The 24577-nt window shown below is 54.9% G+C and carries 24 protein-coding genes and 1 pseudogene; 19 read left to right on the top strand and 6 right to left on the bottom strand.

Annotated elements, in window-relative coordinates; all coding sequences use genetic code 11:
• Nucleotides 1-99: 99 nt before the first annotated feature.
• Nucleotides 100-693, bottom strand: coding sequence for a transposase (locus SFX18_13835; protein ID MDX1964229.1), 594 nt, complete (start codon nucleotides 691-693; stop codon nucleotides 100-102).
• Between the two features lie 189 nt (nucleotides 694-882).
• Nucleotides 883-1107: pseudogene (locus SFX18_13830) on the bottom strand (site-specific integrase).
• A gap of 164 nt (nucleotides 1108-1271) precedes the next feature.
• Between SFX18_13830 and SFX18_13825 the strand changes: the two are divergent.
• The 4 genes from SFX18_13825 to SFX18_13810 all read left to right on the top strand — a co-directional run bounded on the left by SFX18_13825 (nucleotide 1272) and on the right by SFX18_13810 (nucleotide 4016).
• The gene (locus tag SFX18_13825; GenBank protein ID MDX1964228.1) at nucleotides 1272-1931 is read left to right on the top strand and encodes a DMP19 family protein; all 660 of its coding nucleotides are present in this window, start codon (nucleotides 1272-1274) and stop codon (nucleotides 1929-1931) included.
• Nucleotides 1932-1994: 63 nt separating this feature from the next.
• Entirely contained in the window at nucleotides 1995-2432 is a 438-nt protein-coding gene (locus tag SFX18_13820) for a hypothetical protein (GenBank protein MDX1964227.1), read from the top strand.
• A gap of 723 nt (nucleotides 2433-3155) precedes the next feature.
• On the top strand, nucleotides 3156-3455 hold the full coding sequence (locus SFX18_13815) for a hypothetical protein (GenBank protein ID MDX1964226.1): 300 nt from the start codon (nucleotides 3156-3158) through the stop codon (nucleotides 3453-3455).
• 129 nt (nucleotides 3456-3584) lie between these two features.
• Nucleotides 3585-4016 carry a DUF4279 domain-containing protein gene (locus SFX18_13810; protein MDX1964225.1) on the top strand — a complete coding sequence of 144 codons (432 nt, stop codon included), beginning with the start codon at nucleotides 3585-3587 and terminating at the stop codon, nucleotides 4014-4016.
• A 265-nt stretch (nucleotides 4017-4281) separates the two neighbouring features.
• Here SFX18_13810 and SFX18_13805 read toward each other — a convergent pair whose 3' ends face one another.
• Nucleotides 4282-4959, bottom strand: coding sequence for a putative 2OG-Fe(II) oxygenase (locus SFX18_13805; GenBank protein ID MDX1964224.1), 678 nt, complete (start codon nucleotides 4957-4959; stop codon nucleotides 4282-4284).
• Nucleotides 4960-5543: 584 nt separating this feature from the next.
• On the opposite strand from SFX18_13805, the gene SFX18_13800 reads away from it, so the two are divergent.
• Together SFX18_13800 and SFX18_13795 are read left to right on the top strand one after the other, a co-directional pair.
• Nucleotides 5544-5942, top strand: a complete 399-nt coding sequence (locus SFX18_13800) for a hypothetical protein (GenBank protein MDX1964223.1) — start codon at nucleotides 5544-5546, stop codon at nucleotides 5940-5942.
• 250 nt (nucleotides 5943-6192) lie between these two features.
• Nucleotides 6193-6765 carry a sigma-70 family RNA polymerase sigma factor gene (locus SFX18_13795; protein ID MDX1964222.1) on the top strand — a complete coding sequence of 191 codons (573 nt, stop codon included), beginning with the start codon at nucleotides 6193-6195 and terminating at the stop codon, nucleotides 6763-6765.
• Between the two features lie 1014 nt (nucleotides 6766-7779).
• Here SFX18_13795 and SFX18_13790 read toward each other — a convergent pair.
• Nucleotides 7780-8289, bottom strand: coding sequence for a HEAT repeat domain-containing protein (locus SFX18_13790; protein ID MDX1964221.1), 510 nt, complete (start codon nucleotides 8287-8289; stop codon nucleotides 7780-7782).
• Nucleotides 8267-8704 carry a hypothetical protein gene (locus SFX18_13785; GenBank protein ID MDX1964220.1) on the bottom strand — a complete coding sequence of 146 codons (438 nt, stop codon included), beginning with the start codon at nucleotides 8702-8704 and terminating at the stop codon, nucleotides 8267-8269. Before SFX18_13785 ends, SFX18_13790 begins: the two co-directional genes overlap by 23 nt.
• 88 nt (nucleotides 8705-8792) lie before the next feature.
• On the opposite strand from SFX18_13785, the gene SFX18_13780 reads away from it, so the two are divergent.
• The 3 genes from SFX18_13780 (at nucleotide 8793) to SFX18_13770 (ending at nucleotide 12166) form a co-directional block, all read left to right on the top strand.
• Complete coding sequence (locus SFX18_13780) at nucleotides 8793-9974, top strand: ATP-binding protein (GenBank protein ID MDX1964219.1); 1182 nt, start codon at nucleotides 8793-8795, stop codon at nucleotides 9972-9974.
• 193 nt (nucleotides 9975-10167) lie between these two features.
• Nucleotides 10168-11586 (top strand): MATE family efflux transporter, encoded by a 1419-nt coding sequence (locus tag SFX18_13775; protein MDX1964218.1) that lies wholly within the window; start codon nucleotides 10168-10170, stop codon nucleotides 11584-11586.
• Nucleotides 11587-11713: 127 nt separating this feature from the next.
• Entirely contained in the window at nucleotides 11714-12166 is a 453-nt protein-coding gene (locus SFX18_13770) for an isochorismatase family protein (GenBank protein MDX1964217.1), read from the top strand.
• 133 nt (nucleotides 12167-12299) lie between these two features.
• Here SFX18_13770 and SFX18_13765 read toward each other — a convergent pair whose 3' ends face one another.
• Nucleotides 12300-12650, bottom strand: coding sequence for a DUF3467 domain-containing protein (locus tag SFX18_13765; GenBank protein ID MDX1964216.1), 351 nt, complete (start codon nucleotides 12648-12650; stop codon nucleotides 12300-12302).
• Nucleotides 12651-12968: 318 nt separating this feature from the next.
• Between SFX18_13765 and SFX18_13760 the strand changes: the two genes are divergently transcribed.
• From SFX18_13760 to SFX18_13715, 10 genes are all read left to right on the top strand, one after another.
• The gene (locus SFX18_13760) at nucleotides 12969-13364 is read left to right on the top strand and encodes a Dabb family protein (GenBank protein MDX1964215.1); all 396 of its coding nucleotides are present in this window, start codon (nucleotides 12969-12971) and stop codon (nucleotides 13362-13364) included.
• 6 nt (nucleotides 13365-13370) lie between these two features.
• Nucleotides 13371-14081, top strand: a complete 711-nt coding sequence (locus SFX18_13755; GenBank protein ID MDX1964214.1) for an NAD(P)H-hydrate epimerase — start codon at nucleotides 13371-13373, stop codon at nucleotides 14079-14081.
• Between the two features lie 369 nt (nucleotides 14082-14450).
• The gene (locus tag SFX18_13750) at nucleotides 14451-15800 is read left to right on the top strand and encodes a DUF6690 family protein (GenBank protein ID MDX1964213.1); all 1350 of its coding nucleotides are present in this window, start codon (nucleotides 14451-14453) and stop codon (nucleotides 15798-15800) included.
• Between the two features lie 53 nt (nucleotides 15801-15853).
• Nucleotides 15854-16861, top strand: a complete 1008-nt coding sequence (locus SFX18_13745) for a GNAT family N-acetyltransferase (protein MDX1964212.1) — start codon at nucleotides 15854-15856, stop codon at nucleotides 16859-16861.
• A 540-nt stretch (nucleotides 16862-17401) separates the two neighbouring features.
• Complete coding sequence (gene dnaA, locus SFX18_13740) at nucleotides 17402-19048, top strand: chromosomal replication initiator protein DnaA (protein ID MDX1964211.1); 1647 nt, start codon at nucleotides 17402-17404, stop codon at nucleotides 19046-19048.
• Between the two features lie 474 nt (nucleotides 19049-19522).
• Nucleotides 19523-20401 carry a glucose-1-phosphate thymidylyltransferase RfbA gene (rfbA, locus tag SFX18_13735; protein MDX1964210.1) on the top strand — a complete coding sequence of 293 codons (879 nt, stop codon included), beginning with the start codon at nucleotides 19523-19525 and terminating at the stop codon, nucleotides 20399-20401.
• A 90-nt stretch (nucleotides 20402-20491) separates the two neighbouring features.
• A complete protein-coding gene (gene rfbC / locus SFX18_13730; protein MDX1964209.1) occupies nucleotides 20492-21271 on the top strand; it encodes a dTDP-4-dehydrorhamnose 3,5-epimerase in 780 nt (259 codons plus the stop codon).
• 301 nt (nucleotides 21272-21572) lie between these two features.
• On the top strand, nucleotides 21573-22082 hold the full coding sequence (locus tag SFX18_13725; protein ID MDX1964208.1) for a hypothetical protein: 510 nt from the start codon (nucleotides 21573-21575) through the stop codon (nucleotides 22080-22082).
• A 268-nt stretch (nucleotides 22083-22350) separates the two neighbouring features.
• Nucleotides 22351-23796 (top strand): SPFH domain-containing protein, encoded by a 1446-nt coding sequence (locus SFX18_13720; GenBank protein MDX1964207.1) that lies wholly within the window; start codon nucleotides 22351-22353, stop codon nucleotides 23794-23796.
• Between the two features lie 305 nt (nucleotides 23797-24101).
• A complete protein-coding gene (locus SFX18_13715; protein MDX1964206.1) occupies nucleotides 24102-24461 on the top strand; it encodes a hypothetical protein in 360 nt (119 codons plus the stop codon).
• Nucleotides 24462-24577: the final 116 nt, after the last annotated feature.

Raw genomic sequence — 24577 nt, 5'->3', positions numbered from 1 at the left:
GCCATCTTGACAAGCATTCGTGTGCCACTGGCGTTTCGCCAGTGCTTGCGTGGCGTGACGTGATATACATAAGATAATCGTTCCCTTCTGTGCGAAATTTCACGCCCTAGCGTATTCGGCTGGCAGTTTCCAGAGTCGGGGCAAGTCCGGGTCGTCTGTTTGAGCCTCGCTGGCAAACCAACGGGCACTCGACCATTTCCAATCGGTGGGCAGCTTGCACAGGCCCGCGCGCACCGGGTTGAGATGCAGATAATCGATAGCGGCCTGGATGGTGGCGGCGGTTTTCAGGTTGCGGTCATAACCACCCCCTTCTTGCCAAAAGCGAAACACGATTCGCCCCGGACGTTCCTGAATGGTCAGCTTCGCTAAGAGAGCATTATTACCCCGCTCGCAATCTTCTTTCACCTGGACGGAACACTTGCGTTTAAAAGCGGCGAGATAGTGACTTAGAGATTCCTTCTTATTGATGCCCACGGGATTCACTAACAAATGGAGATGCTCCCGCATAAAGACAAAAGCATACAGTTGAATTTGCGCCGCTTGGGCGGCAGTATCCAAGGCACGGGCCAGGTAGCCGCGCCAGAGATTGTTGGTTAAGAGCGGCAATCGCCGATAGCAGGAACAGGTCAATTCATGCACGTCACCGGCATCGTGGTAATGCTTGACCCGTTTACGATGGGATTCGGACGGCATCGTTCAGAAGTTGGATCGGAGGCAGTGTCCTTAATGGCTTCGACCCGATTTCAATGCTTGGCACTGGCGGAACGCCAGTGGCACCCTCGGTTGTTGATGATGGATGCGGTTGGGTGCAAGGAAATGGTACCGGCAAGGGCGTGGCATTACTTTTTTAAAATAAAATCTTTAACTGTGCCACCCCGCCGAGAGAAAGGCCTTAACCTCCAAGGCTCCCATATCTTTGGGGTGTCGCTTGTTGTGAAACAAAATGAACCTACGAACCCAGGCGACATAGGACTGCTCGGTTCGATAGGAAAAATGCTTCAAGCGGCACGCAATGGCCACCTGATCCAAAAAACGTGGCTCTCCCCGACCGGGTATTGTGCGGTCATTTTGAGAAGGGTATGATTTGAATTGTGAAGATTGCGGCATAGCACGGTCTCCAGTGCGGTCTAGCATGGTAAAAACTCCGAGCGATCCGTCGCAACTCTTTACTCAGTATTACATATTTGTTTTTACCGATCCATACTCGGCCGCAATTCAATCGTGTGCTATACCGCGATTTTGCGGTCGAATATAAGTTCGTTGCAAGAGACATGACAGCACTCAAGACAAATTGCCGTGAATGCAACGCTGAGATTTTGGCGACGACCGCCGAAACTACTGGTGGCCTGTGTATGCCCTGCAAGAACGGTACGAGAAAGCGTATCAAAGAAGGTCGACGTTACCACGAGGAACGGAAGAAATATGATCCTTGGCGTAAACTCTGGACATCACTCGTGAAGCGAGCATATGCAAAAGAGGAAGGTTGGCGGCAATTCTCTGATATCGAACGTTTGTACTACTCCGTGTCCATTCTAAATGGCGAGGTTTACAATGGAGGGATGCATCAGTTTTTTTCAAATTCGTCCGGCGAACTATTTAGTGAAGCACTAAGCGGTCTTGAGACTTTGGGTGCAGAAGAAACTAAACGCTTGTTGCACAATGCATCGTCTATATTGTTTGATGATGTCGAGCCTCCTACTGATCGCGCGGCGAGATGGGACGCAATGAAACAGTACCCCGAGACAATTGACAGAAACACTTTACCTGATTGGTGTGAACGGATCCACGCAATTGACGAGGCGTACTGGCGAGATCCTGATGACTTGAATACAAAGTTGACGAGGTTCGCTGAACAGAATGGTTTGATAGAGCCTTACCTGCTAAGCAACGAACAAAATGTTGGACCGAAGCCCCCGACGGACCTTTCCTAACTTTAGAGACCATATTGGCGGGGGCTCGGTCAACATGGTCGTTCGGCGGCGGAGGGCACTCGGATGGCGGAGCTTTCGGACGAAGCCCACGAGCGCACCCAAGCCCTCTGCAAGAAAGGCGACGCCCTCGCCAAGAAGGGCCAGTACCCCGCCGCGCTCCAGCAGTACTGGGCCGCGTGGGACTTGCTCCCCGAGCCGCAAACCGAGTGGGAGGCGGCCACCTGGATTCTCGCGGCCATCGGCGACGCGAACTTCCTCGGCGGCGACTTCACGGCCGGGCGGGACAACCTGTCGCTGGCGATGCACTGCCCGAACGCCATCGGCAACCCGTTCCTGCACCTTCGGCTGGGCCAGTGCCAGTTCGAGCTGGGGAGCTTGGACCGGGCGGCGGACGAGCTGGCCCGCGCGTACATGGGCGCTGGGTCCGACATCTTCGAGGGCGCGGACAAGTACTTCGCGTTCCTCAAGACTCGTCTCCAGCCCCCGCCGGGTGGTTGGTAGCCCACAAGGCACGCCGAACCCGGCGCTGCACCGGACCCGGCCATGTGCTTTGTTTCCCGTTGCTCCCTGGGCGCATCAGCCGCACACTGGTGTCGCGGCCGGGCCGGTGAGCTTAGTCGTTCGGCGACCACACGGGAGCACGTACGTGATAGCAGAGGTGTCCTGGAGAACCACAGACCGAGCGACGACAATTGAAGAACTTGACGCATTGCTGGATTCGATCACACAGCAAGTGTCGTCGGAAAGGCCGCAGGCCGTGGATGTTGTCCGCACAAATGGAGATTGCCTGACGATAGTGCTGGGGGCACTAGTGGGAAGTTGCCTAAGTTTCGTTGGCAATACCGGAAATCCACCGTATTTCGTGAGCTTGGGCGATCCAAATGCTAAAGGCATCTTTACATTCTATGTCGCACTCGATCATCATTCAGAAACACTGTTGCGAAACGTGATTTCTCAGACGGAAGCAAGACAGGCAATACGCGAGTTCGTGTTGCATCCCGCGAGGCTGCCAACTTGTGTAACGTGGACAGAGGTGTGAGAAATCGCCGAACAAAGCCATCCACCCGAGCACGCGATCGGGCGTTTTCTACATGGTGGCCACACTCGCGCGTGCCGGGTGATGGCCAGCGTTATCCGCTTCACCGATTCACGACGAAACCGAACAACAAGGGTGCAAAATACGCGATGAGTTGGGACATTCACTACTCCCGCCCGAACGGATCAATGGGCACGAAAGAGCATGTCCGTGAACAGTTCTTAACTGCCTGTGAACAAATCATTGGTTCGGCAATATCTCGGCGCGGCCCAACCGAGATCGATATCGATCCCAGCTTCCGTTATGAAACATTGTTCGTCGGTGCGAAGCATGCCGTTGAGTCCTTTATTCTCGTGTTCAAGATAACGAGCGACATTCCGGAAGATGAAAATCACCCGGCACTGGCGTTTGCGCGACAGATTGCGGTGCATACCCGATGGCACGCCGTTGACTCCACTACTGGACTACCGCTGAAGATGAGCGGATAACAAAGGGTTGCAGACGAAGCCCTCGATCAGCCGCTGTGACTTGCGTTGAGTCAACTGCTCGGGCTCGCTGAACCCTGCCGTTATCCCGCCAGATGGACTTGCCCTCACGACTCTTTCTCACGCTCACTCATGGCACACCTCCACAAGTCGAAACTGTCCCTGCGTATCAGCGGTGACTCACTTGTCCCTGCGGAGGTCACGGCGCTGCTTGGTGCCGAACCGACATTCAGTCATTCGAAGGGCGAGGAAATCCGAATCAATCAAACTGGGCAAGTCCGGGTCGCTCAAACCGGAATGTGGCTGAAGTCGGTCGATGATAGGACGCCGGAGAACCTTGATGGCCAGCTACGGAAGCTATTTGATGAAATGTCCGACGATCTCAGCGTTTGGCAGAGAATTCATGAAACCTATTCTGCCGATTTATTTTGCGGCTTGTTCATGCAAGGATTCAACGAGGGTTTGACCATTTCGGCCAGCGTCATGAAAATGATTGCTGACCGTCGACTCGAAATTGGGTTCGACATTTACGGTGGGGAGCCAACGCCAGAGACCACGGGATAACAAACCGTTGCACCGAAGCCGCGGGCCGCGCGGATTCTGAAGCTTTGCACTTCGCCGCGGCCCGGTGAACGGTAGCGTTATGCGGCGGCGCACACCACACTATGGAGATGATTTCTTACAGACCCCGTAAGTCGGATCGTGATCCGACATACTCATTTGTGCGTTGCAGCGCCGAACCCCTGCCGACCTACTTTCTAAGTGCTTGAATCGGCGGAACGCGTTCCGCCCCACGTGCTCGAACCGGAGGGACGCGTTCCCCCCTACGTTACTTTTTCACTTCCGCTTGCGCGTTAAACGCGATCAGCACCCGGTCGGTCTCTCCTCGGTACGGCAGCCCGCTATGCAGCAAATACGCCGGAAACAACAGCACCATCCCGTTGCGCAAGGGAGGGTCCATGTAGCTTTGGTTGAGATATTGATTACCGTAGTCGCGATAATTTCCCCCGGCTCCCAGGGGAGAATAAAAGCGGCTGCCGCCATTCGGCGCGCCTCCTCCCGCCACCGGCCCGGACTGGCCCAATTGGATATAGTAAATTCCACACCAAGAGCATCCCCCATGAAAATGCGCGTCGTGAAAGCCGCCGTCATTGGTGATGTGGTACCAGCTATCCACGATGCGCGGCTGAATTTTCTCCGGTGGGACTTTACCACCGTTAATATGCGAGACCGCCAGTTGCAGGCAGCGTGTTAAAAACTCATGCAGCTTTTGCAGACTGGCCACCGGTCGCGATAGCAAATCAAAATCGCTTTCGTACAGGCCCGCCGTCGATTTTGCCGCGGGGGCGACGTGGCTGTCAATTTGCTTGTTTTGTCCGTCGCGCAGTTCGTACAAGTCCTTAATCAACTCTCCCGCCGTTTCCGTATGGTCGGGTCGTTGAAAAGCGTAAAATGTCGTCGCCCAAAGTTTTTGGACCTCGACGGTCGGCTGCGGGGGGGAAGGCATTGTCTGTGTATCCTGGAAGGAATTGCTAGGATCGGGTGAAAACAAAGTGCTGAAATTTTCCGCTAGCTTGTCAGCTCCTGATTAACCAAACAACAGCCACAGTTGTGATTATGATGAATTACGACGAAAATCTGGGCTTTGGCCAGGAAGCTACCCACTGACTTTGTGAATTCCTTCACAAGTGGCCCCGATTTCTGACAATAATAATTAATTTTCGCGGTGAAATGTCGATTTATCCGGCAAAAATAGCGGATTTTCAAATTTTTCCAACTTTCTGGATACATTTTCGCGAACCTCCCCTCCGATAGTGCGTCTAAGAGGCGTCACGCCAAAATTGGCCCGGTTGCCGGTCCCGGGAGATAGTTGGCGGACCTTGTGTTGTTTTACAGTTCACTTGACACCGGCGTTGATTCAGGGCACTGTTAAGATAGTTCGATTTCCTGCGGTTTTACGGGATAGGGTTCATTCCTCTGTCCCGTGGCATACTTGCCAGTAAAAAGGCGTACATGCCAATAAAAAAACCGGGGAACTAACCCACATTTTTTTGTTTCTCTCTCAACCGCGCGACAGCGCAGGAGCGAGCCATGCGGACGTCCATCACCACAACCACGATTGCCAGCGCCATTGCCAATTTCGGCCGCGCCATCGTCGTGACGGTGCGTGATGTGCGTTTTGTAGTGGCCCATGTAAGCTCCCTGCGCCAGTCCCACAGTATAAAGCGCAACCGGCAACACGCCTGTTTACGCGCTTTGTGCGAACAAAGTGGATCTTGGTGCGCGGCGATTTTTGGCGCGGCTGTTATGTCCTGCGCCAGATTGTTTGGGGAGGCGTTTTTGTCAGCGGACCTCAGGCTAGCACGCCTGCCGGTACCCGCCCCGATGCCACCGGCCAGTTATCTGGCAGGTGGGCACCAGGCGGAATCGGCGGATCGTTCCGGCCGGGGCCACTGGAAAAACGCCCACGGCCGAGTCGTCCTGGGTTAATCCTCCGCGGGCGAGCGTTTCGCCCTGGTGGAACAACCTGGCAGATCTGACGACTACGCTAGCGACCCTAGCCGGTGTGTGACCGGTGATCCCGCCAGCGTCTGACCCTGTTTCCCCGTTCGCAACCGCATTTCGCGCATGATTTGGCGCGTCGCGGTCCGGTTCGATTTTTCCGCTTTTTACCCCCGGCGTTATGGTGCGCCGGGACCTGGGGAAAAATCTTCGCTCAAGAGAGAGAGCAGTGTGAATCATGATGACTTTGGAAAAGTCGGTTGAGCAATGGTCGGTCCGGGAGTTGGTCTTGGCCGCGCAGGCGGGCGAGCGCGAGGCGTTCGGCCAGTTGTGCCTGCGGTACGAGCAAGCGATCTACGCCGTGGCGTTGCGCCGGCTGGGGAACCACGCCGAAGCGCAAGAGCTGGTACAAGAGGTCTTTATCCAGGCCCTGGAAAAGCTGGATCAATTGCGGGTGCCGGAGTGCGTGGGCGGGTGGCTGCGCTCGATCGCCAACCGGATGGCCATTAACCGGGCCATGCGGCGCGGTCCCGAGTACGCGACCGAGGTGGAGTCGTTCGAGCACAACTGCGCGACGCAAGAAACTCCGTTGGATGAAATCCTGCGGAGCGAGACGCGGAACCAGGTCCGGGCCGGGCTAAAGCGACTGGGGAAGCTGGACCGGGACACGCTGAAGGCGTTTTACGTGCGGGGCCAGACGCTGGTGGAAATGGCCGACGCGTTTGACGCGCCGATCGGCACGATCAAGCGGCGGCTGCACGTCGCGCGCAAGCGGCTGGCGCGGGAGCTGGCGGAGCTGACGCCCGCGTAAGGTGTGGTGTTGTCCGCGAGGTTTCTAGCTAGTGGCACCTTATGGCCAGTGGTCGTAATTTTATCATTGCCTGGGCGGCAATCGTGCCGCCCAGGGGGTTGGAAGGAATGGTTAGGATCGCTCGAAAAATAAGGACCCGGATTATGATACTCCGAATGCCTGCTAGCACGATATTTGGTCCATCCGGGTATAGTGTGGGTAAGCTTTACTCCTGATGGGTGGTGGGGTCTTGAAGGGTGGTAAAATCTGCGGTCAGCGATATCGCTTTGTACGGGTTCCTCTTCTCTGTTGTGAGGAGTAAGGTCCATGCCAGGAATTGAGTTTCGTGAGGTCCGGGGGCTGATTTCGCTAGAACAGGTTCTTGACCTGGTCGGGTTTGAGGTGGTCGAGCGTACGGGTGACCAAGTCCGTGGGCCGTGCCCGATTCACGGATCAACATCGCCGGAGAGCCGCTCATTCTCAGCAAATCCGCGAAAGAACACGTTCCGTTGCTTCGGTTGCGGGGCTGGCGGAAATCAACTCGACCTGTGGGTCGCTGTCTCTCGCCTGCCGCTTGTCCAGGTCGCGAAAGACGGGCCACGGAAGACTTGTGCTTGCGCCTCGGCATCAGCACCTCGCCGGTTTGCAAGTCACGACCATCTCGCTCGCAACAAACAGAGAAGAGGAACCCGTAGCCGCCGCTTGACCGGGCGAATCGCGACGCATCAACCCTCATATCCGCGGCTTTTGCCCGCGACCCACACTGTTTCCGGATGGACAGGTATTTTGAAGCCAGACCAATTTGTTCAGAATACCATTTAGGAAATAATTGCCAGTTGAGAACGGTCACAATAACCGCATTCCTGAAAAATAATGGGTTTCTGCCTTCAACGGAGCCAGCCTTCGGTCGCTCGCCAAGACTTTGGTAATCGAGGCTGCCAGAGACGCAGGTGGAAACTGGTTTTGTTGATGGAGTCAAAGGAAAGTAAAAATATTTTTAGCGGGAAGCACCCATGTAAACGCGGATGCAGCACGTTATTCAATGCCTTGGCTATCAAGCCACTTATACCATTTTTTTACCGCAGCGCGACACTCTCGAAAGGTACTGTTTACATGTAAGTTGCCCAATGAGTCCCAGAATGCCCGAAAATTGATATAGTGCTTCTGGCTTTTCCAGCCAACACCTCCTTCAATAAACCCATATTGCTTTGCATAAATCCTTTTCAGTGCCCTGACAGCCATCCAGCGTATTTCAGCGTTATCCTTTTCCTCTAATACTTGAAGTAACTGCCTTGTGGCGGGTTTACCAATCTTAGTAAGTTCGTATACCGAAGGAGTTGAACGGCCAAATTCATCTGGGTCATCAGTAATTGTCCTGATGAGTGATTCAATCTTGCATTGAATATCTCGATGTTGCGTAGTGGCCGTGGTCTCATTGGCGTCTATAGACTTCTCGTGCTGCGAAAGAAAGGTAAATCCTGTAAGCGCAACAATGATCGCGATACAGTAGCACACAAGCGAATTATTTTGGTTTGTTGAGGGCATTGTACCTATTGGCCGCATCTCGGGCCGTTGGAGTTAATTCCTGTAGTTTTCTCGGTATTTGAACATCGCTTAATTGTTGCTGGGCACCTAAGACTGTAAATCCCCAGCCGATGCCACCCAAAACGTGACCGTTGTCCGCACAAACCGCATATGATTCAAACTCGTAGATACGCGTATTAAAAGCATTTGTGCGTGGATGGTCGTAAATCGCGGTGGGTGTAGGTATTCCTTTAGATGTAAATCCCGTGGTTGAACCAAGTGGTGTATTGCTGTTGAAATATCGTAAATTAATATTAGGGTTATTTTCGGCATCATAGTCGAGACACCAATTTCCATCAATACAATTTATTGGGATTCGGGCAGGATCCCACGGGGCGGCGGAGGAAATTTGACTCTCCGCATGGCCTCTGTCCACGGCACGCCGAACCTCTCTGTCGGCCCTGTGTCAACGTTCTTGCGGGCCGGATTGATCCGGTCACTCAGGCATCTTTGTTGGTAGGACGATGTTAAAGAAGCTTACTGAAATTCACGCTGTCTTGACGCAAGTCAAAGCGCAGGTCGAACGCGCGCTAACGCAGGAAGTGCTTACCCTGCGCTTCGGCTGGGAGTTTGAGTGGTACTTGCACCATGACGGAAAGGAAACGCAACATTTGGGTTTGATTGACTTGCCGCCGTTAATGTACTTAGATGGGGGTAAGCCGGGACATCAATTATCTTGGGGGCTTAGATTTTACACCTTGCGGCATGCGGGAACGGAACTGCGCGCCGTGGAGCTACTGACTCCACGTAAATGGGAGTTTCCCGATGTGTGGTTTGTGCCCACGGGCCAGGTTCGGCGGCTGTACCGCTACCTGCTGCGCCGTCAACGCCGCGCGAAACGGGAACAGCCCCCCATCATGCCTCCAGGCGAGCAGCAAAGCCTGTGGGATAATACGATTGGCGTGTTAAAGCGCGACCAGCGACTGCTGCGTCAGTATCGGATCACTCAAAAGCGCGGGGTTTTGTTGCTTGGCTCGCCGGGAAATGGCAAAACCATGGCGTGCCGCTGGCTGCGGTACGAAGCGCTGCGCCGCGGTTTGGCCTGGAATCAAGTTACGAGCGAGGAATTTCAAGCGGCACGCTCTAACGGCTCGATACGCGATTTATTCAGCTTGGATGAGCCGGGAGTCATCCTGTTCGACGATTTTGACATGGCCTTGCGCGACCGCCAGCGCTACGGTGACGAAGGGCAAAGCACCTTCTTGACGGAAATGGATGGCATGCATCCCAAGCATGGTGTCATCTATTTATTCACCAGCAACCTGAATTTGGATGAGCTCGATCCCGCCGCCAAACGTCCCGGGCGGCTGGATCAGATTCTGCATTTTAACAATCCCACCGCGGAATTGCGCAGACGGTTCGTACGCGAAACCTGGCCCGCTCCCTTGCTAGAGAAGTTTGATTGGGAGCGAGTTGTGGCCGATAGCCACGGTTGGAGTTTTGCGGAAATGGAGGAAGCCCGCAAATCGGCGGTTATCCGATGGTTGGAAACCGGACAAGTCGATTGGTCCCCCACCTTGGCCAAAATGCAAGCGCGCTTTTCGCAAGAACCGCTGCGGCGTCCCGTGGGGTTTGCCACGGGTAATCATGGCGTTGTGGGGGAGATCATTGGCCCCGCGGCCCAAATGACGTCGATTTACAAATAGCGTCGGAAGCGGGGCCTGGCCGTAAACGGGAAGCCTCCTGTTCCTAACCGCGGAGGAGGGATAAACTGTGTTGGTAGCTTACGCAAGCTGGAGTGGTGGCAACGTCACATCGTCAAAAAGCCACCCTACTGGGATCCCGCATGCTTTTCGCACCGCAGTCAGTCCACGGATTTAAGTGACCCTCGAGCGGACCATGCACCAGTCGCTATCGCCAGCTCCGTCTCCCATCACCGCCCCGGGACCTATTCTGCCCGTGCTGGCCCGGCTGGCGCTCCCCATCCTGGCGGTCCAAATTTTGGATATGCTGGTCGGCATGACCGATTCCTGGCTGGCTGGTACCCAACTGGGCCGGCCGGAACATCTGGCCGCGATGAATCTGGTTAATTACTGCCTGTGGTTTTTGATCAGCATTTTTAGCCTGGTCTCCATCGGCACCACCGCCATTGTGGCCCGGTCCATCGGCGCGGGGGAATATCATGAAGCCCGCCGCATCGCCAATGTCTCGCTCTTTTGGGGGGGGCTGTTGTGTCTGGTTCCCATGTTGGGCCTGTATTTTTTTAGCCGACCCGTGGTGGAGCTATTAGGTTTGCACGGGACCGCGGCGGAGCTGGCCGCCCGATATTTTTTGTTTCTTATTCCCGCCCTTCCAGCGATGATGATCGAAAGCGTCGGCGGAGGCGCGCTCCGCGCGGCCGGGGACACGTTTAGCCCCATGCTCTCCATGGTCGCCGTCAATGCCATTGATATGCTGGTCAGCTTTGGCCTGGTCGTGGGTCTGGGGCCATTCCCCCAATTGGGCTGGGATGGCCTGGTCATCGGCACGGTTGCCGGTTACGGCGTGGGGGTGCTGATCATGCTTTGGGCCATGAACCGCGGGACCGCCGGGCTAAAAATCATTCCGGCGGAAATTCGCTGGGACGCCGCGCGGGCGTGGCGAATATTTTCCGTGGGAATTCCCGGCGGGATTGATTTACTGGCCATGATCGGCTGCCACCTGTGGTTCATGCGGGTGATCAACGACCTGGGTGAGGTCTCGGCCGCGGCACATGGCGTGGCGATCCGGCTAGAGTCGCTCAGTTATCTGCCGGTCGCGGCCCTGCAGGTCGCCGCCACGACGATGGTTGGGCAAAACCTGGGGGCGGGGCAGCCCGCCCGCGCGACGCGCAGCGTCTGGATCGCCTGTCTGGTGGGGGAGGCGTTTTTAATTTTGAGCTGCGCGATTTTGTTTTTTGGCAACGAGTTTTTAGCGCGGATGTTTGTCAAATCTGACCAGCCCGAGGTAATCGCCCAGGCGGCGCGGGCCTTGCGGATTGTGACTCTCGCCCAGCCGGGGCTGGTGATCCTGATGATCCTGACGGGGGCGTTGCGCGGGGCGGGGGACACGCGGTGGCCGCTCTTGGTGACGTTTGTCGGTTTTTTGCTGGTGCGGATACCGCTGGGGACCGCGCTCGCTCATTCTAGTCTGACGTTGCCGTGGATGGCGCAATCGCTACCGCTTTTAGGTTGGGGATTGTCCGGGGCGTGGTACGCCATGGTGATCGATATTTATGTGCGGACCGCGCTAGTAGTATGGCGGTTTAGCGGCGGAAAGTGGAAGAAGGCGCGCGTGTAGCAAGCTCGCTAATCGCGTGGACAGTAAAGCCATTGAATTTTATGCTTTCATTAATTCCGCGGAGCGGGTTTAATACGTTGGTTATTAAATCTACTGCCACTCCGCCCCATGCTTCCTAGGTGACTTCATGCGCGGAATACTACTGATCGATCTGCAAAACGATTACTATCCCGGTGGAAAATTCCCTTTGTGGAATACCGGCCCCGTCACCGAGCGAATCCTCGTCGCGATGGCCCTAGCGCGGGAGTCAGGCATACCGCTGGTGCATATTCAGCACCTTGCCAATCCGGCGGCGGGCCCGGCGCCGTTTTTTGAGCGGGGGACAGTCGGTGCCGAAATTCATCCCCAAATTTTGGCCGCTGCTCCGGACGCGCCAGTCATTATCAAGGAATACGCTGACAGTTTTTATCAAACAAAGTTGCAATCAACGCTGTTAGAGTTGGGCGTGACGGAACTTTTGGTCTGCGGGATGATGACGCAAAATTGCGTCACACATACGGCGATTTCGCCCACGGCGGAGAACTACCAGGTAAAATTCTGGCGGATTGTTGCACGACCGTGTCGGAGATGCTCCATCTGATCGCGCTGCACGCGGTATCGACCCGCGTGGAACTGGTGGAGAGCAGAACGGCTTTGGAATCGTAGGAAATAAAAAACCCGCGCGGAACAGGCCCACGCGGGTTTGCTAATTTCTTAAAGACGTCTGCGCATGCTTAGGACTGCTGCCCTGGTTGGCGATAGGCGGTCGGAACCACGCGTTTTTGCACGTCGGTCTCTAATACGCCAAAGGCCTGTTCGTGCCGCTGGACCGACATGCTCAGGGCCACTAGCAAACGCTTGGCGGTAAAAAAGTTGAGCACGATCCGGTTGGAAATATTGATCGGCTCGGCCGGGATGCCCATCGGCTGGGGATTGAGCGCGAAATCGACGATGAGTTCCTCGGGAGTTCCCGTCACGCGGCAAAAATTGGCATAACTGGCCACTACCTTGGAATCATTGACTTGAATCTGCTGCCGCTGGGCCGCGCCCGCTTCGGGTGCTCCCGCTTCATTTTCCATCGCCATGATCGCTCCTCACTTCAGAATAAAATATGGTGAACCTGCCCCGAACAAAAAACTTTGTTAAGCGGAATTCTTAATTTCCCAAAATTTGCCGGAATTGCAAGCGGTTTCTCTTAAAAACCTGCCAAAGACAATTTTGAACAGGATCTAGCGGAAGGAGAGGAAAGTGATTTAGAACAATTTTCCCCGTAATCCTCCGCTTCCTCTGATTTCTCCTGTTCACAAACAGAATTTACAAGCTACTCACAATCAGCCATGATAAATGATAAGTTGGGCAATTTGTGGCATTCCTTCTGTAACACGCATCCAGGGAGTTTCACGATGTTAAAAATTCTTGGCGGGTTGACGTTTATTTTGGCGGCCACGGGGGTTGTTGCTATTACGGCGGCGCTGGCCGCTCCCGCTGAAAAGCAAAAACTGCTTCGGCATATCGTCATGTACAAATTCAAGCCCGAGGTTTCCGCCACCCAAGTTCAAGAAGTGGTGGACACCTTTGCCGCCCTCCCCTCCAAAATCGATACGATTCGCCAGTTTGAAATGGGGACCAACGTCAGCCAAGAAGGCAAATCCGACGGCTTTACCCATGTCTTTGTCGTCAGTTTTGCCGATGAAGCGGGTCGCGATCAATATCTCGAACATCCGGCCCACCAGGCTTATGTGCGGGTGGTGAAGGACCGCCGCGAAAAAGTGTTGGTACTGGACTATTGGACGGAGTAGTAATCCATGAAGGTCCGCCTCAGTCGGGAAAATAGCCGCGCCTTGGATGCGCGGGCAATGGCGGAATATGGCCTGCCCGGATTGGTCCTGATGGAAAACGCTGGCCGCGGCGTGGTCGATAAAATTTGCCAGTTTGGCATCGATGGGCCGATCGTGGTCTGTTGTGGCAAGGGGAATAACGGGGGCGATGGGCTGGTTATTGCCCGGCATCTGGATTTGCGGCGTATCAGCGTGGAAGTGCTGCTGTTTGCCGATCCGGCGGAATTATCCGGTGACGCGCTGGTGAATTACCAGGTTGCCGTTGCCGCCCAGATTCCGATGGTGATCTGTCCCGCGAGTTCCGATCCGGCCCCCCCGTGGCGGCACCTCATGGGGGAAAAACTGCGTCGGGCTGGTTGGATTGTGGATGCCCTGCTGGGAACGGGTTTTCAAGGAAATTTGCGTGCTCCTTATGACAAGGCGATCGAATACCTCAATCGGGCCGCACGCCCGGTGGTGGCCGTCGACCTGCCTAGCGGACTGGACTGCGACACCGGTCATCCCGCCATTCCGACCGTGCGGGCCACGCATACCTGCACCTTTGTGGCCGAAAAACTGGGCTTTGCGGCGGATGCCGCCCATGCATACCTGGGGGTGGTGCACGTGTTAGACATCGGCGCTCCGCGGATTTTGGTGGAGGATGTGCTGCGTACGGCCGAACGGGAACAACGGAAATAACCCGCCTGTGCTTTTCTTGGCGCGATAAAGCTTGCGCAATCGCCATTTATGCTCTTCCCCCAAAATGGATTCCAATGACAAGGGCCGGTTGTGACCTGGGGATAAAGATTTATCAATCCCGCCAACAATAAAGTCGAAAAGAACGGGAGAGCGGCGACGGTTCTGGCAGGTGGAGCGGACGATGGGCATTGCCCGCGGCCAGCTTGATAGGCCGATGATCCACCCCCGGACGCGCTCCCCCCGTGGATGGAACCTGGGGAAAGATTTTTTCCAGTTATCCAGTTTCACGCAGCGTCGGCGGTATTCGTTCGGGTTTCCCGCAGTGGAAGCGGGCCACCGACGCCAACGCACGGGTGGGAGTGGTGGATCATGTTGAAGCAGCATTTGTTCTATCTGGGATTATTGACCGCCGCGGTTGGGGTCCCCTACTCTGCCAGCGAGTGGAAAACCATCACCCGCTGGGTGCTAGAAGGAGGCGCCGCGTCCCCCGTTGCCGCAAATCCGGTTGCCGTGACCCCTCCGGCAAGCGCCCAACCCCCCAACCCGTCCTTGATCGTAGGTTGGGGACAAACATCACCCCAGGGAGCCGTCGGCCCGGTTTCCACGCAATTTGCGGGCTATGGCAGCGATAATAGTTACGGCGGCATCGATAGCCCGGTTTTTAATTCTCCCTTTGCCACGGGGAATGATGCCTCCAGTGCGTCGGGCAAGACCGCTGGATCTTCGTCCGTCAATTCCCGCGGCGGTACGGGTAGCGGAAGTTCCACCAGCGGTGCCAATTCCTATGGATCGTCAAGCAATTCTGGCAATACTTATTCCGGCAACAGCTACGGAGGAAGTTCCAATTCCGGTAACTCCTACACGGGGCAAAGCAGCGGGACCAATTCTTATAGTAGCGGAACCAATAATAACTCGGGGGGCACTTCGAGCGGTTGGAACAGCTTTGGTACCAGTGGCAATAACAGCGATGCCAATTCCAGTACGGGAACTAGCTCCGCTAGTAATGGCTACGGCGGAAATAACTATAATTCCAGCAATGGAAATTACACAGGCTCATCCAGCAATTCGTATTCTTCTTCGACAAATAAAAGTACGAATTATGGCGGATCAACAAATAACAATACCACGGGCAAAAGCAATTCTTGGGGAAGTTCCTCCCATAGTGACGGCGATGGGGGGGGAGGCAATCAATACGGCAGCAGTTATTCTAGCAAAAAAGCCGAAGAACCCGCCACGGCCAAGTCAACGGCGGAGGAGTTGGCCGATATCGAGCCCGCGGTCAAGCCGGCGGATATTTGCCTGGTCGGTTGGGATGAAGCGCTGCGCTTTGAAGTGACCGAGCCCTGGATTATGCAGCGCTGGAACCGGGTGAATACGTCGGTCGCCCATGACAGCATGCGCGGTTATCGCGTCCCTTTGGTCACGGGCGCGGGAGAGGAAGACTTGGCTGGCGCGTTGACTTACTATTTTGACCAGGAACATCTGTGCCAGCGAGTGGCGTTTCGCGGGACCACGGGCGATCCCACTAAGCTGGTCACGTACCTGTCCCAACGGTTTGGCCTGGAAGCCGTGACCTCCACCGAACCTGGCGTGCACCTTTATCAAATCCGCTGGAACGGCCGGGCGCTCAGTGAATTAAAAATCACCCCCGCCCCCGTTATTCGGGCCAGCAGCCCGCATTTACGCTATCAAGTGGAATTTAATCTCAATGCCCGCTAAACTGCGCTGCATCTCGGTAATATAACGCCTCGCGATTTTTCTTGATCCCCCCTGTGACTTCGTCCCCCCTCCGTCCGGTAACGGTTCTGGAATTACCGCTTGTGGCTGGCTGGATTTCCAGCGTTGCCGCGAGCGAATTTGAACTGAGCGGTTGGTTAAACGCGATTCAAAACGCGACCGCTCGTCCCCAATTATTAGCAGGTTTATGGGGTTTATGGGAAAATGGCACGCTAAGCGCGCTCTGCTGGGCGGAAAATTTACCAGGCCAAATTTGTCAGCTACGCCCGCCCCTGGCGGATCCCAACCTTTCCTTGAAAAAAATTCGGGATTTACTGGCCCAGGCGCTGGCTGGAGCGGCAGCGGCGGGTGCAACGTGGTGTCAATGTTTGACGGGGCCAGCCCAGCGGGGTACCTACCAAGCGATATTTGCCAACCGTTTGAGCCACTTTACCGCGTTGTCCTATCAAATTCGCGAGTTATCAGGGGAGGATGTGTTACCTGAAATTGATCCGACTGAATTCACCCCTTATGCTCCGGCTGGCGATCGGGAGGCATTGGAATTGCTGCTCCTGCGGACCTATGAGCAAAGCCAGGACTGCCCCCGTCTTGATCAATGGCGCAACCCTGGTCAAGCATTGTCCGGCTATGCCGCCGTGGGGCACAGCGGCACCGCGGAATGGTGGTGGGCGCGGGGGACTAGTCGAACTATGGGCCCAGCTATGGGACCAGGCGACCAGCCGGGCCAAGCTTTATCGTTAATTGGGTGTGTGCTTTTAGCGGTGCATCCAGAAGGAGAAAACGCAACCCATTGCAAAGACGCACTTCCGGCGGGGGGGCTGCTGGAGCTTTTGTATTGGGGAGTAATTCCCGAAGCGCGGGGCCAGCGGTACGGAAAGAAACTGGTAGCTTGGGCTATTTGGCGAGGCAAATGCCTTCGGGCAAAAGCTCTTGTGGCGACGGTAGACGTGGCCAACACCCCGGCCTTAGGTGTTTATCAGGAACTGGGGTTTGTGGAAGCCTTGCGTTTGGATTTGTGGGGTTGTGGTTTGCCAGCAGAATAGGTGTGAAAGGGTCGCCACGGGGGTGCAACGCGCCACCGGATGAAACAAGTACACCAAGGAAACATGACGAAAAAATGGTGGCCTTAACACAATTCAAATGGAAGCGATATTTAGTGAATTGACACAAGTCCATTTTATACAAAGGTTTGCGCATTTTTTGCAAGTTCGAGACTTCAGTTCTTTACATGAACCAAACAACTTTTCCACGTTCTGTCCTTTCCTGGGGAAAAAAACTTCCTGGCAATTTTTTCCATTCGGGAAACATCCTTTCGGGAAAATGTGGCGGATGTTTGTGGATTGTTGGAGAACTCAAAATCGGGAGAGGGAGCAGAGGTTTGACAGACATGCTAGCTAGCTTACAATCGGATCGTCGGGTGACACAATCAAGCACGCGTTCCGTTGACCAAGATCGTCTCCGGAAAGCAACAAACTCGCCAGCCCGCTGGCTGGCGGAATAACGCAATTTGTTCAACAACCTTGTGGCAACACAAGGTTGCGTTGTCTTATTGCGCGAATTTTATTCCTAGGCAGGATGTGATCATGGACGATATGGAAATCGTATCAGCCGTGCTAGCCGCATTGGCTGAACGGGTCGGTCGAGAAAGATTTGAATTGTGGTTTGGGCCGCAGACACGGTTGACGGTGCGCGCTGCCAGCGTCCTGGTGGAAGCCCCCAACCGGTTTTATCAAGATTGGCTGCGTAACCAGTTTCGCCGTGATTTAGAAGCGGTTTGCGCGCAGGTTCTGCGCCGCCAGGTCACGTTGGAATTTCGAATCGAACCAAGTTTACAAAAGGGAGACATTAGCCCAACCCATACGCAAAATATCACCAGCACCAGCAACGGAACCTATCATTCCCAAAATGCAGAATTAGCTCCGATTGTCCAATTTGCTAGAGCGGGTGACGTAGCCCAGGCGGACTGTTTGGCAAGCACTGGGTGCGCGGGAACAGATGGGCGGATTGTTGATCATACAAGCGAGTTGCCCGGGGTCGTAGATGCCCCTCGGACGCGGCTGGCATCCCCACCAGAGGGGGGGGCAGCGCCGACGCGTGATCCACGGCCAGGACAAACACCGGCGAACCAGGGACGAACGTCAGTTCAGGGACGATTAACCACCACAACCCCCCCCGCCACCACGGGACGTCCCAGGCAATACGCGCGCATGGATCAATTTGTATCGGGATCGGGTAATCGACTGGCGCATGCCGCCGCGCTGCAGGTGTTGGATTCTCCCGGAGAAACCAACCCCCTCCTTATTTATGGGGGGACCGGGACGGGCAAAACCCATCTGCTCGAAGCCATTTTAACTTCCAATCGCGAGGCTCCCCGCCCCCGCAACGCCGTCTACCTGACCGCCGAGCAATTCACCACGCAATTTTTAGAGGCATTGCATGGGGGCGGGCTCCCTATGTTTCGCCGTAAAATCCGCGGTGTCGATTTGCTCCTGCTGGACGATGTGCAATTTTTATTTGGTAAACGAGCCACTCTGACAGAACTGTTGCACACCGTGGACGCTCTTTTGGTCGATCAGCGACAAATTGTCCTCACCGCCGATCGCCCCATTCAAGAAATGCAAGAACTAGGCCGCGAACTGGGGACGCGTCTGAGCGGGGGATTGGTCGCCCGGCTGGATCCCCCCGACCATGCCACTCGCATAGGCATTTTACGGCAATTTTCCCTAAAATTGGGCGTGGAACTCGATGCCGAGGTGATCGACTTTGTTGCCACGCAGTTTAGCTCCCACGCGCGGGAATTGGCCGGGGCCGTGCATCGCCTGCGGGCGGTTAGCCGCATGACGGGCCAGCCGATTACGGTCGCCCAGGCGGATGATTCCTTGGCGGAATTGCTGCATCGCCAGACGCGGGGTGTCAAACTGCAAGACATCGAACGGGCGGTATGCGAAGTATTGGGCCTACCGGCCGAGAGTTTGCAGACGGAACGGCGGGTAAAGTCACTCAATACGACCCGCATGCTGGCGATGTGGCTAGCGCGCAAACACACACGCGTGGCCCTGACGGAAATTGGCAGTTATTTTGGTCGTCGCAGCCATAGCACGGTTATCTCGGCACAAAAAGCGGTGGGTGGTTGGGTCAATCAACAAGAGGCCATTTCCTTTGGCCAACAAACCTGGAATATTGAGGAAGCCATCCGCCGGGTCGAGGAAAAGCTGCGCTCGGCGGGTTAAGACGATCTGAGGCAAAATCGCTCCTTTCAGCGATTTACAAAAGTTAACGAAGGAAGTATTTAGCTGTTCTTCGTTTCTACTTGTTTTAAATGCATTTTTTACAGGAGGTAGCAGAGGAAGCAGAGTTTGTGATTCCGGCATTTTCTGTATTTCTCCGATCTCTCTGCTCCCTCCTGTTCAAAACAAAAGTCTGTTGGCTCCAAAGTTTTTATAAAAGGTAACGAAGGGAAGTATTCGAACTTTTCTTCCCCTTCGTTTTCTTCGTTTCTTCTTGTTTTAAATGCATTTTTTACAGGAGGTAGTAGAGGAAGAAAAGTTTGTGAATCCGGCATTTTCTGTATTTCTCCGCTCCCTCCTGTTCGAAAAAGGCCAAACTGGTGGCAATTCTAATCTCCTGTTGCCCCCTCTTTGCTAAATCGTCTAAATTAACAGTTCAAAACTTCATTTGAACACACATATTCTACGGGGTTGCCGATGCACTATTTTCAAAAAGGGATTGTCCTGGCGGGCGGGGCGGGAACTCGGCTGCATCCCGTCACCCGCGCGGTTAGCAAACAGTTACTCCCCGTGTATGACAAGCCGATGATCTATTATCCGCTGTCAACGCTGCTGCTGGCGGGGATTCGACAAATCTTGGTGATTAGCACGCCCGAGGATATCGGCGGGTTTCAGCGGTTATTGGGGGATGGTCACTCCTTGGGTATAGAAATTCAATACGCCGTCCAACCCAAGCCAGAGGGCCTGGCCCAGGCGTTTATCATTGGACGGGAATTCGTGGGGCGGGACCATGTGGCGATGGTTCTGGGAGACAACATATTTTATGGTCAGGGTTTTCAACCACTGCTCAAGCAAGCCGCCGCGCGGGAAGCGGGCGCGACCATCTTTGCCTATCCGGTCAAAGATCCCGAGCGGTACGGCGTGGTCGAGTTGGCCCCGGATGGACGGGTGGCCTCCCTGATGGAAAAGCCCACCCAGCCCCGGTCCAACTTGGCCGTGACGGGCCTGTACTTTTATGACAATCAGGTGTTGGACATCGCTGCCAACATGCGCCCGTCCCCCCGGGGAGAATTGGAAATCACCGATGTCAATCGAGAGTACATTGCCCGCGGGCAGTGCGCGGTGGTGCAGTTTTCGCGGGGGTTCGCTTGGTTGGACACCGGCACGCACGAATCGCTGATCCAGGCGTCAAACTTTGTGCAAACGATAGAGTCGCGGCAAGGGTTGAAGATTGCTTGCCTGGAAGAGGTCGCCTGGCACCAAAAATTTATCACTGATGAGCAATTGGAACGGCTGGGCCGGTCGATGAAAAATGAGTACGGGCAGTACCTTTTGCAGCTCTTGCAGACCAAGTAGGCCCTCGGGATGCTAGCAAAAGTCCTCCTAACGTCGGGCCGTGCGTTCCCCTGGCGTTAGGCCGTCGCGACCTCATTGATGGCAACCCCCATGCAACTGGCAGTGGCAAGCTTAGCTTGGCAAGAAATCTTTGCGCGGACCAAATCTTTTGCATCAGCCACCTTCCGTGAAAGGGCTGGAATGGTCCCGGGGGGGACGCCGCACGAGGCTTTATCACCCCCTTTGCGGATAGCGGGGGATTTAACCGAGGAGTTTTTGGTGCCCGTCGATCAGATCGGCCTGTGGAATAATGTCGCGGATTTGGCCGCCACGATCGATGTGGTGGGTGGGGCCAGTTTTGCGCGCTTGGGACAGACGGGCATTGTTTTGGTTGAACCGCGCGTCTTTCGAGATAATCGGGGCGAATTTTGGGAAACGTACCACACTGAAAAATTTAGCCAGGCGGGGATCGGCGCTCAGTTTGTCCAGGATAACCATTCCATCTCCGTCCAGCATGTCCTACGGGGCCTGCATTATCAAGTTTCCCGCCCCCAGGGAAAACTGATCCGGGCCATCCGGGGAGAGGTGTTTGACGTGGCTGTCGATTTGCGGCGCTCTTCCGCAACCTTTGGCAAATGGTTTGGCACTCTCTTAAGCGCCGAAAACCGCCGCATGATGTATTTGCCGGCGGGATTCGCCCACGGTTTTTGTACGTCTTCGCTGGAAGCGGAAGTCGTTTATAAATGCACGGATTTGTACAGTCCCGAACATGAGCGGACACTCTTGTGGAATGATGCTACCGTGGGGATCCCCTGGCCTGTGAGCGAACCCATCGTGGCCGAGAAAGATCGTCGCGGCCAGACCTGGGAACACGCGGAGTTTTTTGAGTAAGGGTATTTAGCCCGCCGCGTTAGCCAGGGAATTGCCCCACGGATGTAGCGGAATTTGCTCGAATTCCGTAATTTTCCAGCCTGCTGCTTTAACAAGGGATACCCCACGGACGCGTCAGCGCCGCATCCAATTCTTGCCCAGCTAATTTCACCAAGAATTTCTCCCCGCGCACGAAATAGTTGCGGAAGGTACGGCGGGGGAGGAAAATCTTTTTGCGGACTTGGCCGACTTTCTGCTAAATTACCGACTGACGCCCCGCCAGGCGGGGTGCGTTAAACTTTGCCCTGGGGAGTAGCCTGACATGCCCGAACCGCGCGACCATAGTCAAAATCGTGGTTACATCGAATCGTTTTTGCGGGTGATTCCCGGTTTCAAGGGATACCTGGAAAAAGAATACCGTCGCGAAAGCGACGCCCTGGCCCGCGAGCAACTCGTGACCCTGCTGCAAAACAGCAAACGCGGGATTGACGATGTGACCCGCGGGTTGGTGGACGCCGGTCAAATTGACACACTGCCGCAGTACGACCGCGTGCGGGGCCGGATTGATAAGCTGATCGGCCAAATTCGCGGGGCGATGCAGGGTTACAGCGGTTTTTTTGACTATGTGCAGATCTCTGAAAAAGAGTTGGACAAAATTTACGAGGCGGACTTGAATCTGCTGGACGAGGTGGAACTCCTTTCGGCCAACGTCAAAAAGCTGAGCGGTGGCGCGGCCGATTTTACCGCCGCGGCGATGCGTCTGCTGGCGGAACTTGATATGCTGGAGCAAAAATGGCAATTGCGCGACCAGTTGCTCAAGCAGGGGCATTAAGCAGATTGTTCATGGCGGAGTCCCAGCTTTGTTCCCTTCGTTAACTTTTGTAAAGTTTTGCAGCCAACAGATATTTTTTTGAACAGGCGGAAACGGAGGGAACGGAGGAAGACAGGTAAAGCCGGAATCACAACTCTGCTTCCTCCGCTACCTCCTGTTAAAAATGCATTGGAAACATGTGGAAACGAAGACGACCGAATCCCAACTTCGTTCCCTTCGTTAACTTTTGTAAAATTACGATAACCAAAATTAATCGCGGAGTTCACTCATGGGTTTGCGTTTAGAAGTCATTCAGTTTCATGATGAAGCCAACACCAGCGTCGTGCAGCGCATCCCGCCGGAAGGGACCGCAGACATCAAATACGGCGCGCAGCTTATTGTGGCGGCCACGCAGGAGGCGGTCTTCTTTCGCGATGGCAAGGCCATGGACACCTTTGGCCCCGGCCGCTACACGCTGACTACGGCCAATATTCCCGTGATCACCCGTATCCTGACAATCCCGTGGGAAAAATCCCCCTTTCAGGCCTGCGTGTATTACGTGGGCAAGCAGACGTTCATTGACCAAAAATGGGGGACGCGGCAGCCGATCATCTTTCGCGACCGGGACTTTGGCGTGGTCCGGCTACGTTCGTTTGGCAAGTATTCGTTCCGCGTGGTCGATTCCGCCCTGTTGCTCAATACGCTGGTCGGCACCCAGGGTAAGTACACGACCGAGGAAGTCACCAGCTATCAAAAAGATATTATCGTGTCGCGGCTGACCGACATGATGGGGACGCTGAATCTGAATCTATTGGACATGGCCGCCCGCTATGACGAAATCGCCGCCGGCGCGCGGGCCAAAGTGGCCGAGGAATTCAGCAAATTCGGCCTAGAACTAGTCGATCTGTTCATTAACGCCATCACCCCCCCCGACGAAGTTCAAAAAGCCATCGACACCCGCAGCAGCATGGGCGTGGTCGGGGACCTCAACGCCTACATGAAATACCAGGCGGCCAACAGCATGAGTAAAATGGCCGAACAAGGGGGCGGGGCCAACGGGCCGATGGGCATGGGCCTGGGAGCGGGCTTTGGGATGATGCTGCCGGGAATGATCCACGGAGCGATGCAAGCCGGCGGTGGGCAGGCGGGTGGCGGCCAAGTAGGCCCCGGCGGCGCGCCTGGCGGGGGAAATTTTCCAGCGGGGGGACCGAGTCCCGGTATGCCGGGGGGGACGCCGGTCTTTCCGGGGGCCGTCAGCGGGCCGGGAAATCTGCAGGAGACCCGGACCACGGCCGGGCCGCTGGATTTTGGGGCGCTAGCCCCGGCCACCATCAATCCCGTGGAAATGATCCGGCAAGTGGCGACCGCGGCCAATTATCAAATCGCCGACGAGCCGGACCAACTGTTAATCACCGTCCCCATTGGCACCTTGCGCAAGCAAAAAGTGGCGGTCCGCTTTGACCGTCAGGACGAAGCGGGAAATAAACTGGTGAGCTTTCTTTCGATCTGTGGGCCAGTGAGCGAAAAGAACGCCCTGACGCTCTTGCGGTTTAACACCAAGATGGTCTATGGGGCGTTTGCCGTGGTGCCGCAGGGGACCGGCGAGGCCCTGGCCATCCAGGCGAATTTGCTGGAGGAATTATTGAATCCCCTGGCCATCAGCCAAACCCTGAGCGCGATCGCCTGGCAAGCGGACCAGGTCGAGGAAAAGCTGGGGGGCGGGGATGTGAACTAGGAGGAAAGGCAAAATTGAAGGGTGGGACCAGCAGACAATACGTTTTGCAAACGTCAAGATTTGGTTGCCTGCGCCGTCCCACCCGTTGTTCATTGGTAGTCGAATATATAGAGCCATAGTTGTTGGGACTGCGCCGGCCTCGTTATTTGACCCGTCATTATATTTATGGCGGCTGGCCCCAACCTACAAAAACTGTTCCTTTAATGACACAATCACCTGCCCCCCTTTGGATGGCGTAACCCATTCTTAACTGGATAGATTAGAGAATTGCCTGAATTGCTTGCCTTTTTCTATCACCACTTAACATGAAACTTCAGATGCGTTTTAGTTTGTGGCACGCCTTAATTGCATTTGCAATTTGCGCAATTATTTTACTTCCTATCTCCTGTGCGATTAGCGTATATAGCAACCATAGAAATGCATTGTCACATTTGAGCCAGCAAGGATATTCGATGTACTCAATAAATAATAATACAAATGGGTTGCGCGAATGCTATGCGGGAATTATCGCTCGCATATTTTTCAATGAAGAATATCGCAGGATTGACCTCATATCCATTAGCAACAAAAGGCTCACTGATGATGATATTATCGATATGAAAAAACACGTAAGCAATCTTCTCAACCCTATTTCAGTTCATCTAGAGCGCTTTTTAGCTAGCTAACAACTGGCGGAAATCCTTTGCTAGCATCTTTGTTTTTTTTGACCAAATGTGCGTGCCGGGCGTAGAATCCCAAAAGGAGGATTTTCGATGCACGCTTATTCCAATGATTTACGCGT

The organism is Pirellulales bacterium (assembly GCA_033762255.1).
In the GTDB taxonomy this organism is placed as follows: Bacteria; Planctomycetota; Planctomycetia; order Pirellulales; family JALHPA01; genus JANRLT01.
The sequence above is the reverse complement of the archived record's forward strand: the minus strand, read 5'-3'. Positions and strand labels throughout refer to the sequence as shown.

Bases quoted from the DNA above. Each gene is read 5' to 3' on its own strand.
- SFX18_13715 (MDX1964206.1), top strand. From the start codon at position 24,102: ATGAAACTTCAGATGCGTTTTAGTTTGTGGCACGCCTTAATTGCATTT.
- SFX18_13790 (MDX1964221.1), bottom strand. From the start codon at position 8,289: ATGCCCTCAACAAACCAAAATAATTCGCTTGTGTGCTACTGTATCGCG.
- SFX18_13725 (MDX1964208.1), top strand. From the start codon at position 21,573: ATGCCCGAACCGCGCGACCATAGTCAAAATCGTGGTTACATCGAATCG.
- SFX18_13760 (MDX1964215.1), top strand. From the start codon at position 12,969: ATGTTAAAAATTCTTGGCGGGTTGACGTTTATTTTGGCGGCCACGGGG.
- SFX18_13805 (MDX1964224.1), bottom strand. From the start codon at position 4,959: ATGCCTTCCCCCCCGCAGCCGACCGTCGAGGTCCAAAAACTTTGGGCG.
- SFX18_13765 (MDX1964216.1), bottom strand. From the start codon at position 12,650: ATGGCGATGGAAAATGAAGCGGGAGCACCCGAAGCGGGCGCGGCCCAG.
- SFX18_13825 (MDX1964228.1), top strand. From the start codon at position 1,272: ATGACAGCACTCAAGACAAATTGCCGTGAATGCAACGCTGAGATTTTG.
- rfbC (MDX1964209.1), top strand. From the start codon at position 20,492: ATGCAACTGGCAGTGGCAAGCTTAGCTTGGCAAGAAATCTTTGCGCGG.
- SFX18_13810 (MDX1964225.1), top strand. From the start codon at position 3,585: ATGGCACACCTCCACAAGTCGAAACTGTCCCTGCGTATCAGCGGTGAC.
- SFX18_13775 (MDX1964218.1), top strand. From the start codon at position 10,168: ATGCACCAGTCGCTATCGCCAGCTCCGTCTCCCATCACCGCCCCGGGA.
- SFX18_13800 (MDX1964223.1), top strand. From the start codon at position 5,544: ATGCGGACGTCCATCACCACAACCACGATTGCCAGCGCCATTGCCAAT.
- SFX18_13770 (MDX1964217.1), top strand. From the start codon at position 11,714: ATGCGCGGAATACTACTGATCGATCTGCAAAACGATTACTATCCCGGT.
- dnaA (MDX1964211.1), top strand. From the start codon at position 17,402: ATGGACGATATGGAAATCGTATCAGCCGTGCTAGCCGCATTGGCTGAA.
- SFX18_13720 (MDX1964207.1), top strand. From the start codon at position 22,351: ATGGGTTTGCGTTTAGAAGTCATTCAGTTTCATGATGAAGCCAACACC.
- SFX18_13795 (MDX1964222.1), top strand. From the start codon at position 6,193: ATGATGACTTTGGAAAAGTCGGTTGAGCAATGGTCGGTCCGGGAGTTG.
- SFX18_13780 (MDX1964219.1), top strand. From the start codon at position 8,793: ATGTTAAAGAAGCTTACTGAAATTCACGCTGTCTTGACGCAAGTCAAA.
- SFX18_13835 (MDX1964229.1), bottom strand. From the start codon at position 693: ATGCCGTCCGAATCCCATCGTAAACGGGTCAAGCATTACCACGATGCC.
- SFX18_13755 (MDX1964214.1), top strand. From the start codon at position 13,371: ATGAAGGTCCGCCTCAGTCGGGAAAATAGCCGCGCCTTGGATGCGCGG.
- SFX18_13815 (MDX1964226.1), top strand. From the start codon at position 3,156: ATGGGCACGAAAGAGCATGTCCGTGAACAGTTCTTAACTGCCTGTGAA.
- SFX18_13750 (MDX1964213.1), top strand. From the start codon at position 14,451: ATGTTGAAGCAGCATTTGTTCTATCTGGGATTATTGACCGCCGCGGTT.
- rfbA (MDX1964210.1), top strand. From the start codon at position 19,523: ATGCACTATTTTCAAAAAGGGATTGTCCTGGCGGGCGGGGCGGGAACT.
- SFX18_13820 (MDX1964227.1), top strand. From the start codon at position 1,995: ATGGCGGAGCTTTCGGACGAAGCCCACGAGCGCACCCAAGCCCTCTGC.